Raw genomic sequence first — 22690 nt, 5'->3', positions numbered from 1 at the left:
TCAGGAGCCGGTTTCCTTTGAAGGGGCGGAATTGTGCATTGCCGCAAGCGCGTCCGCCACTCTTTCCATACGCATGAAACGCGAGCCTTTCACGAGCACCACCGAATCTGCATCCAGCCGCGGCGCGAGCGCCTTGACCAGGGCCTCGGGCGAGCCGAAATGGTGCCCGCCCTCGCCGAAGTTGTGCGCCGCTACCGGACTCATTTCGCCGAGCGCGAACAAGCCGTCGACACCCTTGCTCTTGGCGTAACCACCGATCTCGTCATGGACCTGGGCACTGGTCTCGCCGACCTCACCCATGTCACCCAGCACCAGCCAGGTGTGGCCAGGCATCGACGCAAGCACGTCGATGCCGGCGCGCACCGAATCCGGATTGGCGTTGTACGAGTCGTCGAGCACGAGCGCGCCGTTCGGCCCCTCGCGCCGCTGCAGGCGACCGCGGGTGCCGGCGAACTCGGCCAGCCCTTCGGCCACCGCATCGAACGCTACCCCGGCGGCCAGACAGGCCGCGGCCGCTGCAACCGCATTGCGGGCGTTGTGCAGACCCGGCACCTGCAGGGCGAATTCGACCGCCCCGTCGGGGGTGTCGAGTTCGAGCCGCGAACCGAGGCCGCGCAGGGTACACCGGCCGCGCACATCGGCCTCGCGGTCGATACCGAATGTCACAATCCGGCGCGCGGCGTTGAGCTCGCACCAGTACTCGGCGTGCACGTCGTCGGCATTGACCACCGCCACGCCCTCGCTGCCCAGCCCCTGGTAGATCGCGCCCTTTTCCTGCGCGACCTCATCTACGCTGCCCATGCCCTGCAGGTGCGCGCGTTGGGCGTTGTTCACAACCGCGACCGTGGGCTGCGCGAGCCCGGTCAGGTAGGCGATCTCGCCCGGATGGTTCATGCCCATCTCGATCACCGCCGCGCGATGGAAATCCCGCAACTCGAGCAGGGTCAGCGGCAGGCCGATGTCGTTGTTCAGATTACCGCGCGTGGCCAGTACCGACTCCTCGCCGAAACCGTCCCGACGCGACTGCGCACGCAGGATCGCCGCGCACATCTCCTTGACCGTCGTCTTGCCGTTGCTGCCGGTGACGCCGATCACCGGGACGGCAAAACGCGCGCGCCAGGCCGCAGCCAGCGTCCCGAGCGCCAGCCGGGTGTCGTCCACGACCAGCAGCGGCAGCGCCGCATCGGTGCGCGCCGCGGCCCAGGCCGAATCGACCATGGCCGCCGCTGCGCCTGCCTGGGCCGCTGCGCCAACGAAGTCATGACCGTCGAAACGCTCGCCGCGGAGCGCGACGAAGAGTTGCCCGGGCGCCAGTGCGCGGCTGTCTGTGCCCACGCTCTCGAAGCGGGCCAGCGCGGTGAAGTGCGCCCCGTGCGCAGCCAGCGCGCGCGCGGCATCGTGCAGCGTCATCATTGCGTCTTCCCCCGCGTCTGCCAGCCACGCAGGGCCAGTCGAGCCTGTTCAAGGTCGGAGAACGGCAGGCGCTGACCGAGGATCTCCTGGTAGGGCTCATGCCCCTTGCCGGCAATCAGCACCACATCGTCCGGCCCCGCTTCCCCGATCGCGCGCGCGATCGCCTGCGCGCGGTCGACGATCTGCTCGGCCACCGGGCCAGCGCCGGCTGCGATCGCCTCGATGATGTGCAGGGGATCTTCCGAGCGCGGATTGTCGCTGGTGATGACCACTCGATCGGCGAGCGAACGGGCAATCTCTCCCATCATCGGACGCTTTCCCGGGTCCCGATCGCCACCACAGCCGAATACGCAGACGAGGCGACCACCACGGGTATGCACCGTGGCACGCAGCGCCTCGAGGACCTTGGCGAGCGCGTCCGGAGAGTGCGCGTAATCGACCACGACCAGCGGCTCGCACACGCCGCCCACGAGCTGCATGCGCCCGAGGGGCGGTACGAGACGCGACAGCACCGGCGCCAGGCTGTCGAACTCGACGCCGCGGGCGAGCAGCGCCGCGGCCACGGCGATCAGGTTCGACACGTTGAACGGGGCCACCATGCGCACGTTTACGTCCGCTTCGCGTCCCTCCCAGACCAGGTTGAAACGCAATCCGGCAGGCGCAGCCTGCAGTCGGTCGGCGTGCAGTACGCGCGCGCCCGGCACGGCGCTGAGGTTGGCGCCATGCAGCGTGCACGCGATCACCTCGTGCCCCTGGGCGACGAGGCGGCGGGCAAGCCCCAGCCCGAACGCATCGTCGATGTTGATGACGCTGGTCCGCACCTCGGGACGTGAAAACAGGCGCGCCTTGGCCTCCGCGTAAGCGTCCATGGTGCCGTGGTAGTCGAGGTGATCGCGACTGAGGTTGGTGAACACCGCAACGTCGAACTGCGCCCCGTTCACCCGGCCCTGATCGAGCCCGATCGACGACACCTCCATCGCCGCCCCTGTGGCGCCGGCCGCGCGAAAACGCGCGAACCAGCGCTGCAGATCGAGTGCATCCGGCGTGGTGTTGATGCCTTCCTCGAGCGCATCCGGAAACCCGCAGCCGAGGGTGCCGACAATGCCGCAGCGCTCGCCGAGTTCGTCGAGGGCTCGCGCCAGCATCTGGGTGACGGTGGTCTTGCCGTTGGTGCCTGTGACCCCGGCCAGCCAGAGCGTCTCGGAGGGGCGATGATGGATCTCGTGGGCCAGGTGGCCTGCGAGGTCGCGCAGTTGCGTCACGCCCAGGCCAGGAACACCGTACGCGGCGGGCATGAACCCGTCGCCGCTCTCCCACAGCAACGCAGCCGCGCCGCGACCCGCGGCGTCCGCAAGAAAGCGCCGCCCGTCGGTGCGCTGCCCGGGCCAGGCCGCGAACACGCAGGCCGTGCCCACCTTGCGCGAATCGGCAGTGATGTCCTCCACCACCACGCCCTGGGCGCGCAGGCGCTCGAGGATCGACAGGGCCTGCGCCGAGCTCACATGTTCTCCCTGCCGACCGCACCGGCCGCGGCCTCGTCCGCCGTACGACGAGCAAGCTGGAGCGGTGTAAGCGGCACGTCCGGGGCCACCCCGAGGGTGCGCAATGTGCCCTCGGTGATGCGCGAGAACACCGGCGCCGCCACAGTGCCGCCGAAGTACTGGCCGGCGGTGGGTTCGTCGATCATCACGGCCACGACGATGCGCGGATTGGTGGCTGGCGCAAAACCGACGAAGGACGACACATATTTGCGCGCGTAGCGCCCGCCTTCGAGCTTGTGTGCCGTACCCGTCTTGCCCGCCACGGTGTAACCCGGAACCTGCGCGCGCGGCGCCGTCCCCCCGGGGCCCGCCGCCATCGCCAGGATGGTGCGCATGTGTTGTGCGGTGCTCTCGGAAAACACTCGACGACCGGGCGACGGCACACCATCGACACGCGTCAGCGACAGCGGCACCAGCTCCCCATTTCGCGCGAACACCATATAGGCGCGCGCCATCTGGATCAGGCTCACGGAGATGCCGTGACCGTAGGACATCGTCGCCTGCTCGATCGGCCTCCAGCTCTTGGCAGGACGTAGCCGTCCCGAGGTCTCGCCCGGGAAACCAAGGTTGAGCGGCGTACCAAAACCGAGCTGATCGAACAGATGCCACATCTCGTCAGGGCTGAACTGCTGCGCCATCTTGACCGTGCCGATGTTGGACGACTTCTGCACGATCTCGGCGAGACTCATCGTGCCGTGACGCTTGGTATCCGAGATGGTCGCCGTGCCAATGGTCATGCGCCCGTTGCCGGTGTCGATCTGGCTATCCACCCTGAGCTTGCCGCGGTCGAGCGCCAGCGCCGCGATGAAGGGTTTCATCACCGAGCCCGGCTCGAAGGCGTCTGTGAACACACGATTACGCAACTGAGCACCGCTGAGGTTGCTGCGGTTATTGGGGTTGAAGGTGGGCGCATTGGCCAGCGCCAGGACCTCACCGCTACGCACATCGAGCACCACCACGGCGCCAGCTTGGGCCCTGTGCTGATGCATCGCGTCGCGCAACGCCGACCAGGCCAGGTACTGGACCTTGCCGTCGATCGACAGCGCCACGTCCTCGCCGTCGCGCGGCGGCCGGATGGCCTCAACGTCTTCGACGATCTGGCCGCGGCGGTCCTTGATCACCCGCCGTGCCCCGGAGCGACCCGCCAGACGCTTTTCGAATGCGAGTTCGATGCCTTCCTGTCCCTTGTCCTCGACATCGGTGAAACCCAGGATATGAGCCATCACCTCGCCACCCGGGTAATAGCGGCGGTACTCCTGCTGCTGGTGAACACCGGGCAGGCGCAGATCTGCCACCTGCTGGGCGACCTCGGGCGGCACCTGGCGCTTCAGATAGGCAAAGTCGCGCCCGGTAGCGAGCTTGCTGTTGAGCTCCTTGACGTCCATCTCGAGCAGGCGGGCGAGCTCTCGGGCTTGCGCTGGCTCGAGCTGCACATCGGGAGGAATCGCCCACACCGAGCGCACCGGTGTGCTCACCGCGAGAATGTCGCCCTGGCGGTCGGTGATGCGACCACGGGTCGCAGGCACTTCGAGTGTGCGTGCATAGCGCGACTCGCCCTTGGCCTGCAGGAAGTCGTGATTCACCCCTTGCAGATAGAGTGCCCGCCCGGCCAGGGCAAGCGAGCAACCCATCAGGCCGAGCATGACCAGACGCGAACGCCAGGCCGGCAGCTCACGCTTGAGCAGCGGGTTGTGATTGAACGTGACGGTACGCTGTTTCTTCATGATTGCGGCTCCACCACGAGCACCTGCCCCTCGGGCGGCAGACGCATCCCGAGCTTTTCCCGTGCCATTTTTTCGACCCGGCCATGGGTGGCCCAGGTGCTTTGTTCGAGTTGCAACTGACCCCATTCAACCTCGAGCGCCTGCGCCCGCACCTGCTCGCGTTCAAATTCTGCATACAGTCGGCGCGCCTGATGCTGCGCGGCAACGACGCCCAGCGCACTGGCCACCACAAGCGCCACGAGCACTGCATCGGCGCGGATCATGCCGGCGCCTCCGTGCGCTCTGCGACGCGCATCACCGCGCTGCGCGCGCGCGGATTGGCCGAGACCTCGATCTCACCCGGACGCACCGCCTTGCCGACGAGGCTCAGGCGCGGCGCGGGCAGATCCGCCGCCCTGATCGGCAGCCGGCGCGGCAGCACCGGCGGACGCGACTCGTCACGCATGAAACGCTTCACGATGCGGTCCTCGAGCGAGTGAAAGCTGATCACCGCCAGCCGCCCGCCCGGGCGCAGGTGCGCCACGCAGGCCGGCAACACGCGGGTCAGCTCCTCGAGCTCCTGATTGATGAAAATCCGAAGAGCCTGGAAGGAGCGTGTCGCCGGGTGCTGCCCCGGCTCGCGTGTGCGGACCGCTTTCTCCACGATCGCGGCAAGTTGTCCAGTGGTTGCGACAACCCCCCCTGTCCGAGCAGCTGCAATCGCCTTTGCAATCGCATGAGCAAACCGTTCCTCTCCATAATCCCTGAGTACCTCCGTGATCTCGCCGACGGACGCGTCCGCGAGCCAATCCGCCACGGTCTGCCCGCGGCTCGTGTCCATGCGCATGTCGAGGGGCGCATCGAAGCGAAAGCTCATGCCCCGCGCGCCATCGTCCAGTTGGGGTGAAGACACCCCGAGATCCAGCAAAACACCGTCCACCGTCGCCACGCCCAGTTGCGCGAGTTCCTCGTCGAGCGCGCTGAATGCCGAATACACCAGCGTCAGGCGCGGATCGTTCAGGGCCTGACCCGCCGCGATCGCCGCCGGATCGCGATCGAACGCGATCAGCCGCCCCGCCGGACCGAGCCGCTCGAGCACCGCCCGGCTGTGGCCACCGCGCCCGAACGTGCCGTCGACGTAGATACCGTCGGCACGAATCGCGAGCGCGTCGACTGCCTCGCCGAGCAGGACGCTGATGTGTGACTGAACGGCACTCACAGCGCCAGACTCTCGAATCCAGGCGGCAACCCGGAGCTGACCAGGTTGAGCATCGCCTCCTGCTGCTTCTCCCAGCCCTCGTCGGACCACAGCTCGAAATGCGTACCCTGCCCCACCAGCCAGACCTGCTTGTCGAGCTTGGCGAACTTGCGCAGCGAGGGCGCGACCAGCACCCGGCCGGCCGCATCGAGCGCTTCGTCCTGCGCAAAGCCGACCAACAGGCGCTTGAGCATGGCCGACTGCGGGTCGAAACTGGGCCTGGCGAGCACCTGGTCGCGAATCGGGATCCAGGCTGGAACGGGATAGACGAGGCAGCAGCCGTGGGGATGCGCGGTCAGCACCACCTGACCGTTGTCGACGGCCAGGGCGTCACGATGCCGGGCAGGAATCGCAAGGCGACCCTTCGCATCGAGATTGAGCGCTGCGGCTCCCTGGAACATCGTCCCCCCTGACGGCACCGGAAAAGCATCCGAATGACACTTTTCCCCACTTTTTTCCACTTAAACCCACTTTAGTGGAAAGGCAATGACCGGTCAAGGCAGGTCGAGCGGAATCCCGTTGTTACACAATGACTTATGTCACAACGCATCCAGGCGGATAAATCCTGGAAAATCAATGGCAATGGGGCCCTCGGCTCACGCGACGCGTGAACTCGGGCCCGGCTGAAGCCGAAGTGGGAGAAGGTGGGGAAGCGCGCCCATTCCTGGACGAAAATCACGCCATGGGTGTGAAGAATTGAAGCGCCGCTGCGCGGGCAGACACCCGCGAGGGCAAAACTACGAGGATGGTGGGGAAGTTCGCCGATAAGCCGGGTTCTGTCGAACGCCGCCAGCAAGCCAGCGACATCGGGCAGTCATTCCTCTGGGCGACACGTTACCGTGAAGCTCTAGCAGCCTACCCGGGAGCGACGCGAGCCACGCCAATGCTCCCCTATTTGGCCTTGCCCCGAATGGGGTTTACCGTGCCAGTCCTGTTGCCAGTCCTGCGGTGAGCTCTTACCTCACCGTTTCACCCTTACCTGTGCCCACTTACGCGGGCCATCGGCGGTCTGCTCTCTGTTGCACTTTCCGTCGCCTCACGACGCCCGGCCGTTAGCCGGCATCCTGCTCTGCGGGGCCCGGACTTTCCTCCACGCACGACATGGTGCGCAGCGACTGCCTGGCGAACTTCCCGCCGAGGATTATACGCAGGTCGCCGCCGCCCCGTCCGGCTCAGTTTGCCGCAGGCGCCGGCACGAAGGCGGGCGCACCGTCCTTGAGCACGAAACTCCCGAGCAACTTGCCCGGCGGCTGGCTGCCGGGGTTGTCCCAGTCCTGCAGGCGACACTCCTCGGTGCCGGCGAGATACCAGCGGCTACCCTGGTGCAGCGCCCACAGGCTGTCGCCGGCCTCGTAGACCTTCATCTCGACGAGCTCAGTCGAGCTCGGGTGAATGCGGATGCGTTTCTGGCACGCCGGCAGCCGGGACACGACCACCGCCTGCCGCAGCTCGTCGTCCCATACGAAATTCTGCTCGCGCACCAGGATCAGCGCATGCTGGCTGCCGTCGATCATGTACGAGGTCGCGCTGTTCTCGCAGCCGGCCAGCACGGTCAACAGGCCGACGGCGGCGAGCACACGCAACGTGCGTCCGCGGCGCTTCATGAGCGCTCTCCGGCGCCGACCAGCTTCCAGCCGACCTGCTCGCCCGCGCGCAGCGGAACAAGCGGGTCGCCACCAAGATAAGGGTAGCTGGCCGGCACACTCCAGGACTCGCGCCGCAGGGTAATGGTGTCGATGTTCGGGGCCAGGCCGTAGAAGGTCGGACCGTTCAGGCTGGCGAAAGCTTCCAGGCGCTCGAGCGCGCCCGCCGCATCGAACACCTCGGCATACAGCTCGATCCCCGCGTGCGCCGTATAGCAGCCGGCACACCCACAGGCATTTTCCTTGGTGCTCTGCGCGTGGGGCGCGGAATCGGTACCGAGGAAGAAGCGCGGATTGCCCGAGGTGACCGCCGAGACCAGCGCCTCGCGATGGGATTCACGCTTGAGCACCGGCAGGCAGTAATGATGCGGACGGATGCCGCCGGCGAAGATCGCATTACGGTTGAGCAGCAGGTGGTGAGCCGTCACCGTGGCGGCGACGTTGGCACCCGCCGCCCGCACGAACTGCGCGGCCTCGGCAGTGGTGATGTGCTCGAACACCACCTTCAGCCCCGGGAAACGCCGCACCAGCGGCGAGAGCGTGCGTTCGATGAACACGCGCTCGCGATCGAAGACGTCGACATCGGCCCCGGTGGCCTCGCCATGCACGCACAGCACCATGCCGAGCTTTTCCATGCGCTCGAGCACCGGATAGACCTTGTCGATCGCCGTGACGCCGGCATCGGAGTTGGTCGTGGCACCTGCCGGGTAGAGCTTGCACGCGACGATGTGGCCGCTGACCTTGGCGCGATCGATCTCGTCCGCGGACAGGTTGTCGGTCAGATACAGGCTCATCAGGGGCTGAAAACCGGTGCCCTGCGCAGCGGCGAGGATCCTCTCGCGATAGGCCAGCGCCTGTGCGGTCGTGGTGACCGGCGGCTTGAGGTTGGGCATGATCAGCGCGCGACCGAAACGCGCGGCGGTATGCGGCACGACAGCCTCGAGCGCGGCATCGTCGCGCACGTGCAGGTGCCAGTCGTCCGGACGGACAAGGGTAATCGTTTGCATGGAACGGATCCTCGTTGAGACCTCGGATTATAGGCGCTCCAGCTCGCATCCGACCGCCATATGACCCACCTCGCCGTGCATCCGTCACACCATGATCAATCCTCGCGCCGGCGCACCAGCGCCTGCGCATAGAGCGCCTTGCGCGGGGCTCCGGTGATCTCGGCCGCCAGGCTGGCCGCGGTCTTGACCGGCAACTCCGCGAGCAACAGGTCGAGCACGCGCAAGGCCTCTGCATCGAGCCCCTCGCTGGCCGGCGCGCCGGCAAGCACCAGCACGAACTCGCCCCGCATCCGGTTGGCATCGGCGGCAAACCAGGCGGCCGTGTCGGCCAGCGGCATGCGCACGATCTGCTCGTGCAGCTTGGTCATCTCGCGCGCAATCAGGATCTCGCGCTCGCCACCGAAAATCTCGGCCATGTCCGCGACGCACTCGAGGATGCGATGCGGCGCCTCGTAGAAGACCATCGCATCCCGCTCGTCGCGCAGCGCCGACAGCGCCGACCGCCGCGCCCCGCTCTTGGCGGACAGAAAACCGACGAAACGGAAGCCCCCCTCGGCAAAGCCGGACACCGACAACGCGGCCACCGCGGCGCACGGCCCGGGCAGCGGCACGACCGCATATCCCGCCTCGCGTACCCGGGCAACCAGGCGCGCACCCGGATCGGATACCGCCGGCGTGCCCGCATCGGTGATCAGCGCCACCTGGCGGCCGCCGGCAAGATGATCGATGAGCTGCCCGGCGGCCGCCTGCTCGTTGTGCTGGTGCACCGCCATCATGCGCACCTTGAGCCCATAGGCATCGAGCAGGCGCTGGCTGTGGCGGGTATCTTCGGCTGCGACCACATCCACCGCGCCGAGCACGGCGAGCGCGCGCAGCGTCATGTCATGCAGATTCCCGAGCGGCGTCGCCACCACATACAATGACGGCGTACTTGAAAGCGGACGATCGGGCAGGGAGACGGTGGTAGGCATGGATGATTTCGACTTTGCGGCACGACGCCGCGCTGCACGGGATACGAGCCGCGGGCGAGCGGCCGGGGAGCAGGCCGCAGGCGCGCCCTCCGGCGACGGGAACGACAGTATCGGCGCACGCCGGACGCCGGCGCAAGCACGCGGCGCAGCGGCGGAGGCTATGGCCGCCGAGCATCTTGCCGCGCGCGGACTGCGCATCGTCGCCCGCAACGTGCGCTGCCGCGGCGGCGAAGTCGACCTCATCTGCCTCGACCGCAACCATGTGGTCTTCGTCGAGGTCCGCCTGCGCACCAGCGCCCGCTTCGGCGGCGCCGCCGAGAGCATCACCGCCGCCAAGCGTCGGCGTGTGCTGATCGCCGCGCAATGGTGGCTCGGTGGCGCCGGACGACGCTTCGCGGGCGCAGCCTGCCGCTTCGACGCCGTGCTGCTCGATGCCCTCGACCCAGCCCGGGTCACCTGGCTGGCCGGCGCCTTCGATGCCGGCTGAACCCGCATGCTAGACTCTGCCGCCCTGCAGACGACCTCCTCCGCATGAACCTCATCGACCGCATCTCGCATCAGTTCGAAGACAACATGCGCACCGCGCTCGAAGCACTCGAACTGCTTGCCGCACCGATTGCCGGCGCCGTCGAACTCATCACCGCCAGCCTGCTCGACAACGGCAAGGTGCTGGTGTGCGGCGGCAGCGGCTCGGCGGGCGACGCGCGACGCTTCGCAGCGCAACTGGTCAACGGTTTCGAGCTCGAGCGGCCGGCACTCGCGGCGATGGCGCTCAGCGCCGACACTTCGACCCTGGCTCCGGCATCCGCGGAGCTTGACCCTCAGGCCGCCTTCGCCCGCCAGATAGCGGTCTTCGGCCATCCGGGCGATATCCTCGTCACGCTCTCGGCCAACTCCGGCTCGGCCCGCATACTGGGGGCGATTGAGGCCGCTCATGAACGCGACATGCGGGTGATCGCCCTCACCGGCGCCGATGGCGGACGAATTGCCGAAGCCCTCGACCCGGCCGACATCCTGCTCTGCGCCCCCGCCGATCGCACTGCAAGAATCCAGGAATTGCACTTGCTCATCCTGCATTGCCTGTGCGACGGTATCGACTGTCTGTTACTCGGAGTGGAAGACTGATGAACACATTGCGCCACACCCCCAACCCCGCAGACCATGTGGAAACCCGTCTGAAGTCCCGCCGCGCTTTGCTCCTCGGCCTTGGTTCGGCGACGCTGCTACCGCTGCTGCAGGGCTGCTTCCCGGTCGTCGCCACCGGCGTCGGCGCAGGCGCGGCAATGGTCTCGGACCGCCGCACCAGCGGCACCTATGTGGAGGACGAGGGCATCGAGTGGAAGGTGTCGAGCCGCATCCGCGAACGCTTCGGCAACAGCGCCCACATCAACGTCACCTCCTACAACCGCAACGTCCTGCTCACCGGCGAAGCGCCCAACGAGACCGTGCGCGCGGAACTCGACGCCATCGTCGCCGGCGTCGAGCATGTACGCGGCGTCATCAACGAAGTCGTGGTCGGCCCCAACTCCGCCCTGACCGCGCGCGCCAACGACACGCTCATCACCTCGAACGTGAAGGCCCGCTTCGTCGACGCACAGCGCTTCTCGGCGCACAGCGTCAAGGTCGTCACCGAAGCCAACGTGGTCTTCCTCATGGGCATCGTCACTCGCGCCGAAGCCGACGCCGCGGCCGAGGTCGCCCGCACCAGCCAAGGCGTGCGCAAGGTGGTGCGCGTGTTCGAATACATCAGCGACGAGGAAGCGCGCCGGCTCGACAATCCGACCGGCGCACGCCGCTAGCAAGGCCGCTCGCCGTTATCCGCAGCGGCCGCGCTCGTCGCGGCCGCTCGTCGCCTCCCGCGGCCCTGCGGTCCGAGGCAAATCCAGAGGCGCTCAGCGCCTCGCGAGCGCGTCCAGCAGCTTCTGGTGCACGCCGCCGAAGCCGCCGTTACTCATCACCAGAACGTGGTCGCCCGGCCGGGCCGCGGCGGCAACGTCCGCCACCAGCGCCTCGAGCGCATCGTAGGTCCGAGCGCGCGCACCCAGCGGCGCCAGCGCCTCGGCCGCATCCCAGCCCAGGCCCGCCCCATAGCAGAACACCGCATCCGCTTCGGCAAGGCTGGCGGGCAGCTGCGCCTTCATCACCCCGAGCTTCATCGTGTTCGAGCGCGGCTCGAGCACAGCCAGGATCCGCCCCTGCGGCTCACGCCGACGCAGGCCGCCGACAGTGAGCGTGATCGCCGTCGGATGGTGGGCGAAGTCGTCGTAAACGCTGATGCCATTGACCACGCCGCGCAGTTCGAGTCGGCGCTTGATGCCGCGAAACCGCGCCAGGCTGGCAATCGACTGCGCTGGCGTGACCCCGACATGGCGCGCAGCCGCGATCGCGGCCAGCGCGTTCTCGCGGTTGTGGCTGCCGGCGAGCGGCATCTCGGCGCGCCCCTGCTCCACCGCGCCGAGGCTGAACACCGCCTCGGCCTCCGACGCCCCGGTCTCCACCGACCATTGCGCCGCGTCGTTGAACCACTCCAGCTCCGACCAGCATCCACGCTCGATGACGCGCTTCAGGCTGTCTTCGCGGGCGTTGGCGACGATGCGCCCGCTCGCTGGAATCGTGCGCACCAGATGATGGAACTGGGTCTCGATCGCTGCCAGGTCGGCAAAGATGTCGGCGTGGTCGAATTCCAGATTGTTGAGGATCGCGGTACGCGGTCGGTAATGCACGAACTTCGAGCGCTTGTCGCAGAAGGCGGTGTCGTACTCGTCGGCCTCGATGACGAAGAAGGGCGACTCGGTCAGCCGCGCCGACACACCGAAGTTCTGCGGTACGCCGCCGACCAGGAAGCCGGGGTTGAGACCGGCGTCCTCGAGCATCCAGGCCAGCAACGAGGTCGTGGTCGTCTTGCCATGCGTGCCGGCCACCGCCAGCACCCAGCGCCCGGCCAGCACGTGCTCGGCCAGCCACTGCGGCCCGGACACGTAGGGCAGGCCGCGATCCAGGACCACCTCGAGCAACGGATTGCCGCGCGACACCGCATTTCCGACCACGAACATGTCCGGCGCCAGGTCCACCTGCGACGCGTCGTAGCCTTCGATCAGCCCCACCCCCTGCTCCTCGAGCTGGGTGCTCATCGGCGGATAGACGTTGGCGTCGCAGCCGGTGACCTTGTGGCCTGCCGCGCGCGCCAGCAGTGCAACGCCGCCCATGAAGGTGCCGCAGATACCCAGGATGTGAATGTGCATGAGGAACTCGAACTCCGGGGGGCCGTCATCCGCATGAAACCGGCCCGTGTAGAATGGACCGGCATTCTACCCGAGCCTCATCATGCCCTCACACGCTCACGTTTCCCGCAGCGGCGGCCTTCGGCGCGAGATCGCCGCACTGGCGGCGCGCATGATGGCCGAGGACGGCATCAGCGACTTCGGCTTCGCCAAGCGCAAGGCCGCCAAGCAGCTCGGCGCCACCGACGCCGACTCACTGCCGAACAACTCCGAGATCGAAGCCGAGCTGCGTGCCTGGCAGGCGCTTTACCAGGACGACGAGCAGGCCGAGCGCCTGCTCGAGATGCGCACCGCAGCGGTGGACGTCATGCACATGCTCGACACCTTCCGCCCCTACCTCACCGGCGGCGCGCTCGACGGCACCGCCGGGCGCTATTCGGAACTCGAGATCGAGATCTTTCCCGACAGCACCAAGGACGTGGAGATCTTCTTCCTGAACCAGGACTTCCCCTATGAGCACCGTGAGCCGCGCCGCCCGGCACCGCATGCGCCCGAGGCCATCCTGAGCTTCGACTGGGACGAGGTGCCGGTGAAGATTTCCGTCTACCCGTCGGCCGCAGAGCGAACACCGCGCCGTGGCCAGGATCGCGCACGCCTGGCACAGGTCGAGGCGCTGCTGGCAGGCTCCTCGATGACGGACAAGCCCGACCAGCACGCCTGATCGCTGCCGCACGGGGCGCGGCACCGCAGCGGCATCTCGCAGCGCAAGCCGCCTCTAGCCCTGAACCGCCACCCTGCGCCGGCCGCTGCGGGCACACGCTTCTGCCCGCTTTTCCGCCGCTTGCAGCCTGCCGACGTCCGGCGCAAAATCCGCGCAGTGCAACTCCGGCGCGGCAGGCGTCGGCTACTGCTCCGCATCGTCAAAAGTGGACAAAATGCAGCGAAATGCGGCAAACTTGTTGAGATGAAGCGCTCAAAAAGTCTGCCTCCCGCCACGCTCGGAATGTCCGGGTACGCTGCAGTCGGGCTTCGGGAGCCACGCCGAGATGCCTGGAGAGCTTCCTTTTCCAGCGCTGCAAAGCGGTCGCCCGCGCACCCAGACCCCTCGCAACGACACGCATCGACGGCCCGCTGCGGATGTTCGCCCGCTGCCTCGATGAGCGCCTGTCAGCGCGGCCGGCCAGACCGGTCCGTGCATGACGGCAAGACCAACGCACACTGATCACCCTCGGCCGCCCGTATCGATTCGATACCGCGGTCACGTCCGGAGAAAAACATGGATCTGCGCAAGCTCAAGAAACTCATCGACCTCGTCCAGGAATCGGGCATTTCCGAACTGGAGGTCACCGAAGGCGAGGAAAAGGTCCGGATCGCCAAGCACGCGGCAGCCGCGCCGGCCACCTACTACGCCCCGCCCGCCGCCCCGGCGGCCGCGCCGGCACCAACGGTTGCCGTCGCGGCAGGCGCCAGCGCGCTGCCCGACGGCCACATCGTCAAGTCGCCCATGGTCGGCACCTTCTACCGCGCCGGCGCGCCCGGCGCGAAGCCACTGGTCGAGGTGGGCCAGACCGTCGCCGAAGGCGACCGCCTGTGCATCATCGAGGCGATGAAGCTCATGAACGAGATCGAGACCGACGCCAGCGGCGTCATCAAGGCCATCCTGGTCGAGAACGGCGAGCCGGTCGAATACGGCCAACCCCTCTTCGTCATCGACTGAGCGCGCCCATGTTCGAGAAGATCCTGATCGCGAACCGCGGGGAAATCGCCCTGCGCATCCTGCGGGCCTGCCGGGAACTCGGCATCAAGACCGTCGCCGTGCACTCCACCGCCGACACCGAGGCCAAGTACGTGCGCCTGGCCGATGAGTCGGTCTGCATCGGTCCCCCACCCTCCGCGCAGAGCTACCTCAACGTACCCGCCATCATCTCGGCTGCCGAAGTCACCGACGCCGAGGCGATCCACCCCGGCTACGGCTTCCTGTCCGAGAACGCTGACTTTGCCGAGCGCGTCGAACAGTCCGGCTTCGTCTTCATCGGTCCACGTTCCGACACCATCCGCCTGATGGGCGACAAGGTCTCGGCCAAGGACGCCATGAAGGCCGCCGGCGTGCCCTGCGTGCCGGGCTCGGAAGGCGCCCTGCCCGAAGACCCCAAGGAGATCGTCAAGATCGCCCGCGCCGTCGGCTACCCGGTGATCATCAAGGCTGCCGGCGGCGGTGGCGGACGCGGCATGCGCGTGGTGCACACCGAGGCCGCCCTGCTCAACGCCGTGACCACCACCCGCGCCGAGGCCCAGGCCGCCTTCAGCAACCCGGTGGTGTACATGGAGAAGTTCCTCGAGAACCCGCGCCACGTCGAGATCCAGGTGCTGGCCGACCAGCACGGCAACGCGGTTTACCTGGGCGAGCGCGACTGCTCGATGCAGCGTCGCCACCAGAAGGTCATCGAGGAAGCTCCCGCCCCAGGCATCGATCGCAAGGCGATCGCCAAGGTCGGCGAGCGCTGCGCCGAGGCTTGCCGCAAGATCGGCTATCGCGGTGCAGGCACCTTCGAGTTCCTGTTCGAAAACGGCGAGTTCTATTTCATCGAGATGAACACCCGCCTGCAGGTGGAGCACCCGGTGACCGAGTTCATCACCGGGGTCGACCTCGTCCAGGCGCAGATCCGCGTCGCCGCCGGCGAGAAGCTGTGGTTCCGCCAACGCGACATCGAGTTCCGCGGCCATGCAATCGAGTGCCGGATCAACGCCGAGGACCCCTTCAAGTTCACCCCGTCGCCAGGGCGGATCACCAACTGGCACACCCCGGGCGGCCCCGGCATCCGTGTCGACTCGCACGTCTACAACGGCTACACCGTGCCGCCGCATTACGACTCGATGATCGGCAAGCTGATCGCCTATGGCGACACCCGCGAGCAGGCGATCCGCCGCATGCGCATCGCGCTGTCCGAGATGATGGTCGAGGGTATCAAGACCAACATCCCGCTACACCAGACGCTGATGCTGGACCCGCGCTTCATCGAGGGCGGCACCAGCATCCATTATCTGGAGCACAAGCTCGCCGACCGTAGCGAAGTTCAGAACTGAGCGCGCCATGTGGATCTCGGTGACCCTGCATGCCGACGCCGAAAAGGCCGAGGCGCTATCTGACGCGCTGATGGAAGCCGGCGCATTGTCGGTATCCATCGAGGATGCCGATGCCGGCACCGATGCGGAGAAGCCCCAGTTCGGGGAACCCGGCCACCTGCCGACGAGCCTGTGGGACCACAGCCGCGTGATCGCGCTGTTCGACGGTGAAACCGGCCGTCCCGAGCTCGAGGCCGCGCTCGCCGAGGCGAGTCACGCCGCGGGGCTCGAGTCCGTACCGGCTTTTTCGACGGAGGAGGTGGCCGAGCAGAACTGGGTGCAACTCACGCAGAGCCAGTTCGACCCGATCCGCATCACCGACCGTCTGTGGATCGTCCCCTCCTGGCACGAAGCCCCCGACGCCAATGCAATCAACATCGAACTGGATCCGGGCATGGCCTTCGGCACCGGCTCGCATCCGACGACCCGACTGTGCCTGGAGTGGCTGTGTGAAGCCGTCGCCCCGGGATGCAGCGTGCTCGACTACGGCTGCGGCTCGGGCATCCTCGGCATTGCCGCGGCCAAGCTCGGCGCCGGTGACGTGCTCGGCATCGACATCGACGACAAGGCAGTCGAGGCCGCCCACGACAACGCGGCGCGCAACCACGCAGCCATGCGCCTGCAGCACTCGGCCGTACCGGTGGGCGACACCTTCGCGATCGTCGTCGCCAACATCCTCACCAATCCGCTTTGCGTGCTGGCGCCGGCGATTGCCGCGCGCGTGGCACCCGGCGGACGCGTGGCACTTTCGGGCGTCCTCGAAACCCAGGCTGAACTGGTGATCGAAGCCTGGCGCCCCTTCATCGCGCTCGAAATCGGCGCGAGCCTCGACGGCTGGGTCCGCCTGGAAGGCCGCCGCCCCGGACCATGATGCTCACCCGCTGCCCCGCCTGCCAGACGGTATTCCGGCTGCGGCCCGAGCAGCTTCACGCCCGGCGGGGCGAGGTCCGCTGCGGGCACTGCTTCCATCCGTTCAATGCGATCGAGCACGCACTCGAGCAGCCTGCAGCCGAAGCCCCTGCCGCACCGGCAGCCGATTTCTTCACCCTCGAGGACAAGCCTGCGCCGACACCTGCCAGGCCGTCATCGGCGTCCATGCTCGATTTCGGCATTCCCGAGCCAGAACCAGAACCCGAGCCGCCATTCGCAGGGCAGCCCTACCCCGCGGCGTGGAAGGTCGACGAAGAGGCTGCACACCAAGCAGTCGCTCCCCAGGCCGCAGACCCCAAGCCCGAAAGCGCATCGACGCCGGCCGCCGGGCCCGTGCCGCGTCCGCTAGCCGCGGCATGGGCCACGTACGAGCCCACGACGCACGCGCCTGCCGAGACCGCACTGCCGCGAGCCTTCCCCGGCGTGCTGCGCAGCGGACGGCGCCCAGCCCCGCCCGCGGCCCCCGCCGAACCCGCCGAACCAGCAGACAACGCCAAGGCATCGCACGACGCGACCACGGACACAAGGCATCCATCCTCGGCCCCGGAGGACGACCCGGGACAACAGGATCGCGCGCATGAGGCAGCACCAGAAGCGCTCGACACCACAAGTCACGAACACGATCTCGCGCGCCTGGATGCCACCTACGGCCGACCACTGCGCAAAGCCCATCCCGTCCTGCGAGCCCTGGCCGGGATGCTCGTCCTCGCACTGGCCGCGCTCCTCGGTGTGCAGACGGCCTACCTCTACAGGACGGAAATTGCCCGCGAGTTGCCCGGCCTGCGGCCACTACTGACGCAGGCCTGCGCACGCGCCGGATGCACGATCCCCTATCCACAGAATGCCGAACGCATCGCGATCGAAGCCTCCGACCTGCAGGCCGAGCCCGGCAAACCTGGCCACTACCTGCTGCACGCCACTCTGAACAACCGCGCCGAATACCCGCAGCGCTGGCCGCACCTCGAACTGACGCTGACCGATGCGGGCGACAACCCGATTTCGCGACGGGTGCTGGCGCCGGCAGACTGGTTGAATGCACACGAGACCGCAGAGGCCTTCCCCGCACGAAACGCCATCGAGTTGCGGATCCCCTTCGAGATCCCGGGCCTGGCGCCGACCGGCTATCGCGTCTACGCCTTCTATCCGTGAGCGCAAGCGGGGCCCGCATGAGCCCCGCCGGCAGACATCCAGTGCGACGAGTCCGCTCAGCGCGAGACGCGCGTCGTTCCGCCGTCGCGCAACACCCTCACGCGCTCACCCGGGCGCAAACCTTCGCCCTCATCCGCTTGCACCACAGCGAGGAACTGGCCATTGTCGAGGCGCACGGTCACTTCGACGCCCGGCGTGCGCGTCGCGCCCTCTTCCACAGCCGAACCTGCCAGGCCGCCAGCCACCGCTCCGATCACCGTCGCCACCGCCTGGCCGCGACCACCGCCGATCGTGCTGCCTGCGATGCCGCCCACAGCCGCACCGGCAACCGAGCCTATCGGCGTCTTGGTGCCTTCGAGTTGCACGCTGCGCACCGATTCGATGGTGCCGAACTGCACCGTCATCGCCCGCCGCGCCTCGGTGCGCGAATACGTCCCGCCCCCAAGACCCTGAGCGCAGCCCCCCAGCACCAGCACTGCAACGGCCGCAACCGCCATCGCACGCAGCTTGACGCCCCGCGACTTCATCCCATTCTCGATCACCAGAGTTCCTCCCTGAAAGCCTCGCGGTAGCGGGACGCAATGTCCATCCGCGACGGTTGATGATTCTGCCCACCGCGATGGGCAATCTTGATCGCCCCCATCACGGCAGCCAGTTGCGCGCTCCTGCGCATGTCCCAGCCATTGACAATGCCGTGCAGCAGGCCCGCCCGATAGGCGTCACCGCAGCCGGTCGGATCGACCACGGCATCTGCCTGTACGGCCGGCACCTCGAACACTTCGCCCCGCCAATGCACGCGCGAACCTTCCGCGCCCAGCGTCACCACCAACGCCTCGACCTCGCGCGCTAGTTCTTCCTCGCTGCGCCCAGTCTTGTCGCACATGAGGCGAGCCTCGTAATCATTGACCGTGCAGTAGCGCGCCTGTTGCAGGCAATTCAGTAACGCTTCGCTACCGAGGATGGGCAGCGCCTGGCCCGGGTCGAACACGAAGGGCACGCCCGCCTCGGCAAAACCCGCAGCGTGGCGCAGCATGCCGTCGGCGCCATCGGGCGAAACGATGCCCAGCTTCGCGCCCGCAGCCGTGCGCACGTCGTTGAGGTGAGAATGGAACATCGCCCCCGGATGAAAGGCGGTGATCTGGTTGTCGTCGAGGTCGGTGGTGATGAAGGCCTGGGCGGTGAGGGTGCCGGGCACCTCGCGCACGAAATCCTCGCGCAGGCCCAGTGCCCGGATGCGCGCACGATAGGGTTCGGCGTCCTCGCCCACGGTCGCCACGATCAGCGGATCGCTGCCCAGTAGCTTGAGGCTGTAGGCGATGTTGCCGGCACAGCCGCCGAACTCCCGGCGCAGATCCGGCACCAGGAAGGACACGTTCAGGATGTGGATCTGCTCGGGCAGGATGTGGTTCTTGAAGCGGTCGTGAAAGACCATGATCGAGTCGTAGGCGACCGATCCGCAGACGAGGATGGACATGAGGGGCGCGTCATCGGGAAGTGATCGAGACCCCGATTATACGCAGCGCCGAGAGGCCACCGGCGGTGCCCCAGATCCTTCGGCTCCTCCTTTCAGCCCTCCGCCGCGAGGGCGCCGCGCAGCTTGACCGCCATCTCCTCGAGGGCCTCGCGCGGAGGGTTCTTCACCGGCCAGGCCAGTTCCATGCCGTCGCCTTCCCAGCGCGGCAGCACGTGGATGTGGAAATGGAACACGGTCTGCGCGCCGGCCTTCTCGTTGGCCTGCAACAGGGTCACGCCCTCGCAGGCGAAGGCCTGCTTGGCCGCACGGGCCATGCGCGCCGCAGTGCGGAACACCGCGCCGGCGAGCTCGTCTTCCAGCGCATAGACGTTGGCGCGGTGCGGCTTGACCAGCACCAGCATGTGCCCCGGATTCACGGACTGGATGTCCATGATCGCCAGCGTGTGCTCGTCTTCGAAGACCTTCGCTGCGGGCAGTTCGCCGCGGGCGATGCGGCAGAACACGCAGTTGTCGGCGCTGTGGGTATCGGTCATGCGGGTCAGTCTCCTCGAGTGGTTCGTCCTGGTTCGCCAGTTGCCTGCCAACTGTCCGTCACTCGATCGTAACCAGCGCGTCACTGCGTCGCAACGCCAGCTTTCGAGAATGGCCCGACCCGAACAGGACGGAAGAAGACCATGCTCCAGCACATCCAGCCACGCCAGGACGGCGCCGCGCGCAAGGCCCGCAACCTGCACGTCGGGCTCGCCACCTGCGAGACCGAGATCCTCGAAGCCCAGAAGCTGCGCTATCGCGTCTTCGCCGACGAGATGGGCGCCCGCCTCGCCACCCGCACGCCGGGCGTCGATCGCGACATCTATGATCCCTTCTGCGAGCACCTGATCGTGCGCGACGAGGATGCCGGCCGCATTGTCGGCACCTATCGCATCCTCTCTCCGGCAGCCGCGCGCAAGGTCGGCGGCTACTACTCCGAGAACGAATTCGACCTCACCCGCCTGCAGCACCTGCGCGGGCGCATGGTCGAGATCGGCCGCTCCTGTATCGACGCCGACTACCGCAGCGGCGCGGTGATCGCCCTGCTGTGGTCGGGGCTGGCGCGCTACATGCAGGAAAACGGCTACGACTACCTGATCGGCTGCGCCTCGGTGAGCATGGCCGACGGCGGTCACACCGCCGCCAGTCTGTATAATCGCCTGCGCGAAAAGCACCTTGCGCCGCTGGAATACCACGTCTTTCCGCGCTATCCGCTGCCCATCGGCAGCCTGCGCAGCGACCTCGAAACCGAAGCGCCACCGCTGATCAAGGGTTATCTTCGCGCCGGTGCGTGGATCTGCGGCGAGCCCGCGTGGGATCCCGATTTCAACACCGCGGACCTGCCCATCCTGCTGTCGATCAACAAGGTGGATGAACGCTACGCCCGCCACTTCATGGGACGCCAGAACTGAACCACGCCGCCCGCCCCGCCCGCCCGAGCGCCCCCGACATGCCAGCATGCGATATCGCCGCACCCCGCGCCGCTGACCGGACCGCGGCAGGCGCGACTGCAGACGTGCCCCCCATCGCAGTGGAGCGCGCGCTGCAGCACGGCGTCACGCCCCGCGCTTTGCGCGCCTGGCGCTACCTGCGGCTGGCGCTCCACCTCGCCTTCGGCGTGCTGACCATCGCGCTGAGCCACCCGCTCACCCGCCACTCGACGCATCTGGCCCTGCGCCGACGCTGGTCGCAGGGGCTGCTGCGGATACTCGGCATTGAACTCGATGCCCGCGGCGCGCCGGTCGCCCCCGGTTGCATGCTGGTCGCCAACCACATCTCGTGGGTGGATATCTTCGTCATCAACGCGCTCGCTCCTGCGGCCTTCGTGTCCAAGGCGGAAGTGCGCAACTGGCCGGTGATCGGCTGGCTCGCCGCAAAGAACGACACCATCTTCCTGCGCCGAGGCAGCCGCGGCCACGCGCGCATCATCAACGCGGAGACCGCCGCGCTGCTCGACACCGGCTGCAATGTGGCGATCTTCCCGGAAGGCACGACCACCGATGGCAGCCACTTGCTGCACTTTCACGCCGCGCTGCTGCAGCCCGCAATCGCCTGCGGCCATCCGGTGCAGACCCTTGCATTGCAATACCTCACGCCCGAGGGCCGCTTCACCCGCGCGCCCGCCTACGACGGCGACCTGACCCTCGGCCGGTGCGTGGCAAACATCATCGCTGCACGCCGCACCATCGCGCGCCTCACCGTGGCCGCGCCGATCGCCACCGCGGACGGGCTCGAGCGCCGTGCGCTGGCTGCACAGGTACGCGCGGAGATCGCCTGCACCATCGGGGTGCCGGATGTCGCAGCGGGCACGGTGCAGCAGGACGCCGCCGCCATGCCCCGGGCATGAAGGCGGCGCCCCGCCTGAGGCGCAACGAGCCGATGGACGCCGTTCCCGGGGCAAAGGCTGGCGCCTAGCCCGGCACCTGGAACACGGCACCGTCCTCGATGCAGATCGCAGTGAGCTTTCCGCCCCACACGCAACCCGAGTCGAGCGCGATCAAACCCGGCTCGCGATAGAACCCCAACGCCGACCAGTGACCACAGACGATGGTGTGCGTGCGACTGAAGCGGTCGGGCACGCTGAACCAGGGCAGCATGCCTGGTGGCGCCTTGTCCGGTGCGCCCTTGGCGCGCAGGTCCATGCGACCATCGGTGCTGCAGAAGCGCAAGCGGGTAAGCGCATTCACGATCACGCGCAGACGATCCCACCCCTTCAGTCCGTCGGACCAGCGCTCGGGACGATTGCCCGCCAGGCTCAGCAGGAAGTCTCGCGCCCGTGCGCCCCCCAGCACCACACTCACCTCATTGGCAAGCGCCTGCGCCCGCGTGACCGTCCACCCGGGCAACAGACCCGCATGCACCAGCACATGCTCGCCATGCACCTTGAGCAGCGGCAGGCAGGCCAGCCAGTCGATCAGTTCGTCGCGATCCGGCGCCTCGAGCACCTGGAACAGCGTGTCATCGCTGTCGCGGCGCTTGAAGCCCGCCGCCACCATCAGCAGATAGAGGTCGTGATTGCCCAGCACGATGCTCGCCGCATCGCCCAGGTCACGCAGGAAGCGCAGCACGCGCAGCGACTCCGGCCCGCGATTGACGAGATCACCGACGATCCACAGGCGGTCGGCTGCAGGGTCGAACGCGACCTTGTCCAGCATCTTCGCGAGCGGGGCGTAACAGCCCTGGATGTCTCCGATTGCGTAGGTGGCCATTGATACCTGCAGTCAGCG

General features: G+C 67.6%; 24 protein-coding genes and 1 other RNA gene. 10 read left to right on the top strand and 15 right to left on the bottom strand.

Features of this window, described 5'->3' with window-relative positions; genetic code table 11:
• The 10 genes from RBT54_RS10295 to rsmI all read right to left on the bottom strand — a co-directional run bounded on the left by RBT54_RS10295 (nt 1) and on the right by rsmI (nt 9536).
• Nucleotides 1-1413: a UDP-N-acetylmuramoyl-tripeptide--D-alanyl-D-alanine ligase gene (locus RBT54_RS10295; RefSeq protein WP_320366835.1), complete on the bottom strand. Its 1413-nt coding sequence runs from the start codon at nt 1411-1413 to the stop codon at nt 1-3.
• Nucleotides 1410-2915: a UDP-N-acetylmuramoyl-L-alanyl-D-glutamate--2,6-diaminopimelate ligase gene (locus tag RBT54_RS10290; protein WP_320366833.1), complete on the bottom strand. Its 1506-nt coding sequence runs from the start codon at nt 2913-2915 to the stop codon at nt 1410-1412. The genes RBT54_RS10295 and RBT54_RS10290 overlap by 4 nt, the downstream gene beginning before the upstream one ends.
• A complete protein-coding gene (locus RBT54_RS10285; RefSeq protein WP_320366831.1) occupies nt 2912-4678 on the bottom strand; it encodes a penicillin-binding protein 2 in 1767 nt (588 codons plus the stop codon). Before RBT54_RS10285 ends, RBT54_RS10290 begins: the two co-directional genes overlap by 4 nt.
• Entirely contained in the window at nt 4675-4941 is a 267-nt protein-coding gene (ftsL, locus tag RBT54_RS10280; RefSeq protein ID WP_320366830.1) for a cell division protein FtsL, read from the bottom strand. Before ftsL ends, RBT54_RS10285 begins: the two co-directional genes overlap by 4 nt.
• A complete protein-coding gene (rsmH, locus tag RBT54_RS10275; RefSeq protein ID WP_320366828.1) occupies nt 4938-5876 on the bottom strand; it encodes a 16S rRNA (cytosine(1402)-N(4))-methyltransferase RsmH in 939 nt (312 codons plus the stop codon). Before rsmH ends, ftsL begins: the two co-directional genes overlap by 4 nt.
• Nucleotides 5873-6316, bottom strand: a complete 444-nt coding sequence (gene mraZ, locus RBT54_RS10270) for a division/cell wall cluster transcriptional repressor MraZ (RefSeq protein ID WP_320366826.1) — start codon at nt 6314-6316, stop codon at nt 5873-5875. The genes rsmH and mraZ overlap by 4 nt, the downstream gene beginning before the upstream one ends.
• Before the next feature lie 348 nt (nt 6317-6664).
• Nucleotides 6665-7046, bottom strand: an RNA gene (gene rnpB / locus RBT54_RS10265) — RNase P RNA component class A.
• Nucleotides 7047-7087: 41 nt separating this feature from the next.
• Entirely contained in the window at nt 7088-7519 is a 432-nt protein-coding gene (locus RBT54_RS10260) for a hypothetical protein (protein ID WP_320366824.1), read from the bottom strand.
• On the bottom strand, nt 7516-8565 hold the full coding sequence (gene pyrC / locus RBT54_RS10255; RefSeq protein WP_320366822.1) for a dihydroorotase: 1050 nt from the start codon (nt 8563-8565) through the stop codon (nt 7516-7518). The genes RBT54_RS10260 and pyrC overlap by 4 nt, the downstream gene beginning before the upstream one ends.
• A gap of 95 nt (nt 8566-8660) precedes the next feature.
• Nucleotides 8661-9536, bottom strand: a complete 876-nt coding sequence (gene rsmI, locus RBT54_RS10250; RefSeq protein WP_320366820.1) for a 16S rRNA (cytidine(1402)-2'-O)-methyltransferase — start codon at nt 9534-9536, stop codon at nt 8661-8663.
• On the opposite strand from rsmI, the gene RBT54_RS10245 reads away from it, so the two are divergent.
• Genes RBT54_RS10245 through RBT54_RS10235 form a run of 3 tightly spaced genes read left to right on the top strand, consistent with a single transcriptional unit; the run spans nt 9535 to nt 11335 of the window.
• Nucleotides 9535-10023 carry a YraN family protein gene (locus RBT54_RS10245; RefSeq protein WP_413788440.1) on the top strand — a complete coding sequence of 163 codons (489 nt, stop codon included), beginning with the start codon at nt 9535-9537 and terminating at the stop codon, nt 10021-10023. The two genes, rsmI and RBT54_RS10245, sit on opposite strands and share 2 nt — an antisense overlap.
• Nucleotides 10024-10067: 44 nt before the next feature.
• Entirely contained in the window at nt 10068-10661 is a 594-nt protein-coding gene (locus RBT54_RS10240; RefSeq protein ID WP_320366816.1) for an SIS domain-containing protein, read from the top strand.
• Nucleotides 10661-11335: a BON domain-containing protein gene (locus tag RBT54_RS10235; RefSeq protein WP_320366814.1), complete on the top strand. Its 675-nt coding sequence runs from the start codon at nt 10661-10663 to the stop codon at nt 11333-11335. The genes RBT54_RS10240 and RBT54_RS10235 overlap by 1 nt, the downstream gene beginning before the upstream one ends.
• A gap of 93 nt (nt 11336-11428) precedes the next feature.
• Here RBT54_RS10235 and mpl read toward each other — a convergent pair whose 3' ends face one another.
• The gene (mpl, locus tag RBT54_RS10230) at nt 11429-12778 is read right to left on the bottom strand and encodes a UDP-N-acetylmuramate:L-alanyl-gamma-D-glutamyl-meso-diaminopimelate ligase (protein ID WP_320366812.1); all 1350 of its coding nucleotides are present in this window, start codon (nt 12776-12778) and stop codon (nt 11429-11431) included.
• An 82-nt stretch (nt 12779-12860) separates the two neighbouring features.
• On the opposite strand from mpl, the gene RBT54_RS10225 reads away from it, so the two are divergent.
• The 5 genes from RBT54_RS10225 to RBT54_RS10205 all read left to right on the top strand — a co-directional run bounded on the left by RBT54_RS10225 (nt 12861) and on the right by RBT54_RS10205 (nt 17959).
• A complete protein-coding gene (locus RBT54_RS10225; RefSeq protein ID WP_320366810.1) occupies nt 12861-13478 on the top strand; it encodes a hypothetical protein in 618 nt (205 codons plus the stop codon).
• Nucleotides 13479-14033: 555 nt separating this feature from the next.
• A complete protein-coding gene (accB, locus tag RBT54_RS10220; RefSeq protein ID WP_320366808.1) occupies nt 14034-14474 on the top strand; it encodes an acetyl-CoA carboxylase biotin carboxyl carrier protein in 441 nt (146 codons plus the stop codon).
• An 8-nt stretch (nt 14475-14482) separates the two neighbouring features.
• Nucleotides 14483-15841, top strand: coding sequence for an acetyl-CoA carboxylase biotin carboxylase subunit (accC, locus tag RBT54_RS10215; protein WP_320366806.1), 1359 nt, complete (start codon nt 14483-14485; stop codon nt 15839-15841).
• Nucleotides 15842-15848: 7 nt separating this feature from the next.
• Nucleotides 15849-16751 (top strand): 50S ribosomal protein L11 methyltransferase, encoded by a 903-nt coding sequence (gene prmA, locus RBT54_RS10210; RefSeq protein WP_320366804.1) that lies wholly within the window; start codon nt 15849-15851, stop codon nt 16749-16751.
• Nucleotides 16748-17959 (top strand): DUF3426 domain-containing protein, encoded by a 1212-nt coding sequence (locus RBT54_RS10205; RefSeq protein ID WP_320366802.1) that lies wholly within the window; start codon nt 16748-16750, stop codon nt 17957-17959. Before prmA ends, RBT54_RS10205 begins: the two co-directional genes overlap by 4 nt.
• A gap of 56 nt (nt 17960-18015) precedes the next feature.
• On the opposite strand, the gene RBT54_RS10200 is transcribed toward RBT54_RS10205, so the two are convergent.
• From RBT54_RS10200 to RBT54_RS10190, 3 genes are all read right to left on the bottom strand, one after another.
• Nucleotides 18016-18486, bottom strand: coding sequence for a glycine zipper 2TM domain-containing protein (locus tag RBT54_RS10200; protein ID WP_320366947.1), 471 nt, complete (start codon nt 18484-18486; stop codon nt 18016-18018).
• Between the two features lie 11 nt (nt 18487-18497).
• The gene (locus RBT54_RS10195) at nt 18498-19433 is read right to left on the bottom strand and encodes a carbohydrate kinase family protein (protein ID WP_320366800.1); all 936 of its coding nucleotides are present in this window, start codon (nt 19431-19433) and stop codon (nt 18498-18500) included.
• 92 nt (nt 19434-19525) lie between these two features.
• On the bottom strand, nt 19526-19966 hold the full coding sequence (locus RBT54_RS10190) for an HIT family protein (RefSeq protein ID WP_320366798.1): 441 nt from the start codon (nt 19964-19966) through the stop codon (nt 19526-19528).
• Between the two features lie 141 nt (nt 19967-20107).
• Here RBT54_RS10190 and RBT54_RS10185 point away from each other — a divergent pair, with 141 nt between their 5' ends.
• A complete protein-coding gene (locus RBT54_RS10185) occupies nt 20108-20875 on the top strand; it encodes a GNAT family N-acetyltransferase (protein WP_320366796.1) in 768 nt (255 codons plus the stop codon).
• A 104-nt stretch (nt 20876-20979) separates the two neighbouring features.
• Nucleotides 20980-21810 carry a lysophospholipid acyltransferase family protein gene (locus RBT54_RS10180; protein WP_320366794.1) on the top strand — a complete coding sequence of 277 codons (831 nt, stop codon included), beginning with the start codon at nt 20980-20982 and terminating at the stop codon, nt 21808-21810.
• Between the two features lie 64 nt (nt 21811-21874).
• Here RBT54_RS10180 and RBT54_RS10175 read toward each other — a convergent pair whose 3' ends face one another.
• The gene (locus RBT54_RS10175; protein WP_320366792.1) at nt 21875-22672 is read right to left on the bottom strand and encodes a symmetrical bis(5'-nucleosyl)-tetraphosphatase; all 798 of its coding nucleotides are present in this window, start codon (nt 22670-22672) and stop codon (nt 21875-21877) included.
• Between the last annotated feature and the right edge of the window lie 18 nt (nt 22673-22690).

The sequence above is a fragment of the Thauera sp. genome (assembly GCF_034003485.1).
In the GTDB taxonomy this organism is placed as follows: Bacteria; Pseudomonadota; Gammaproteobacteria; order Burkholderiales; family Rhodocyclaceae; genus Thauera.
This window is presented reverse-complemented; position numbering and strand designations above follow the sequence as displayed.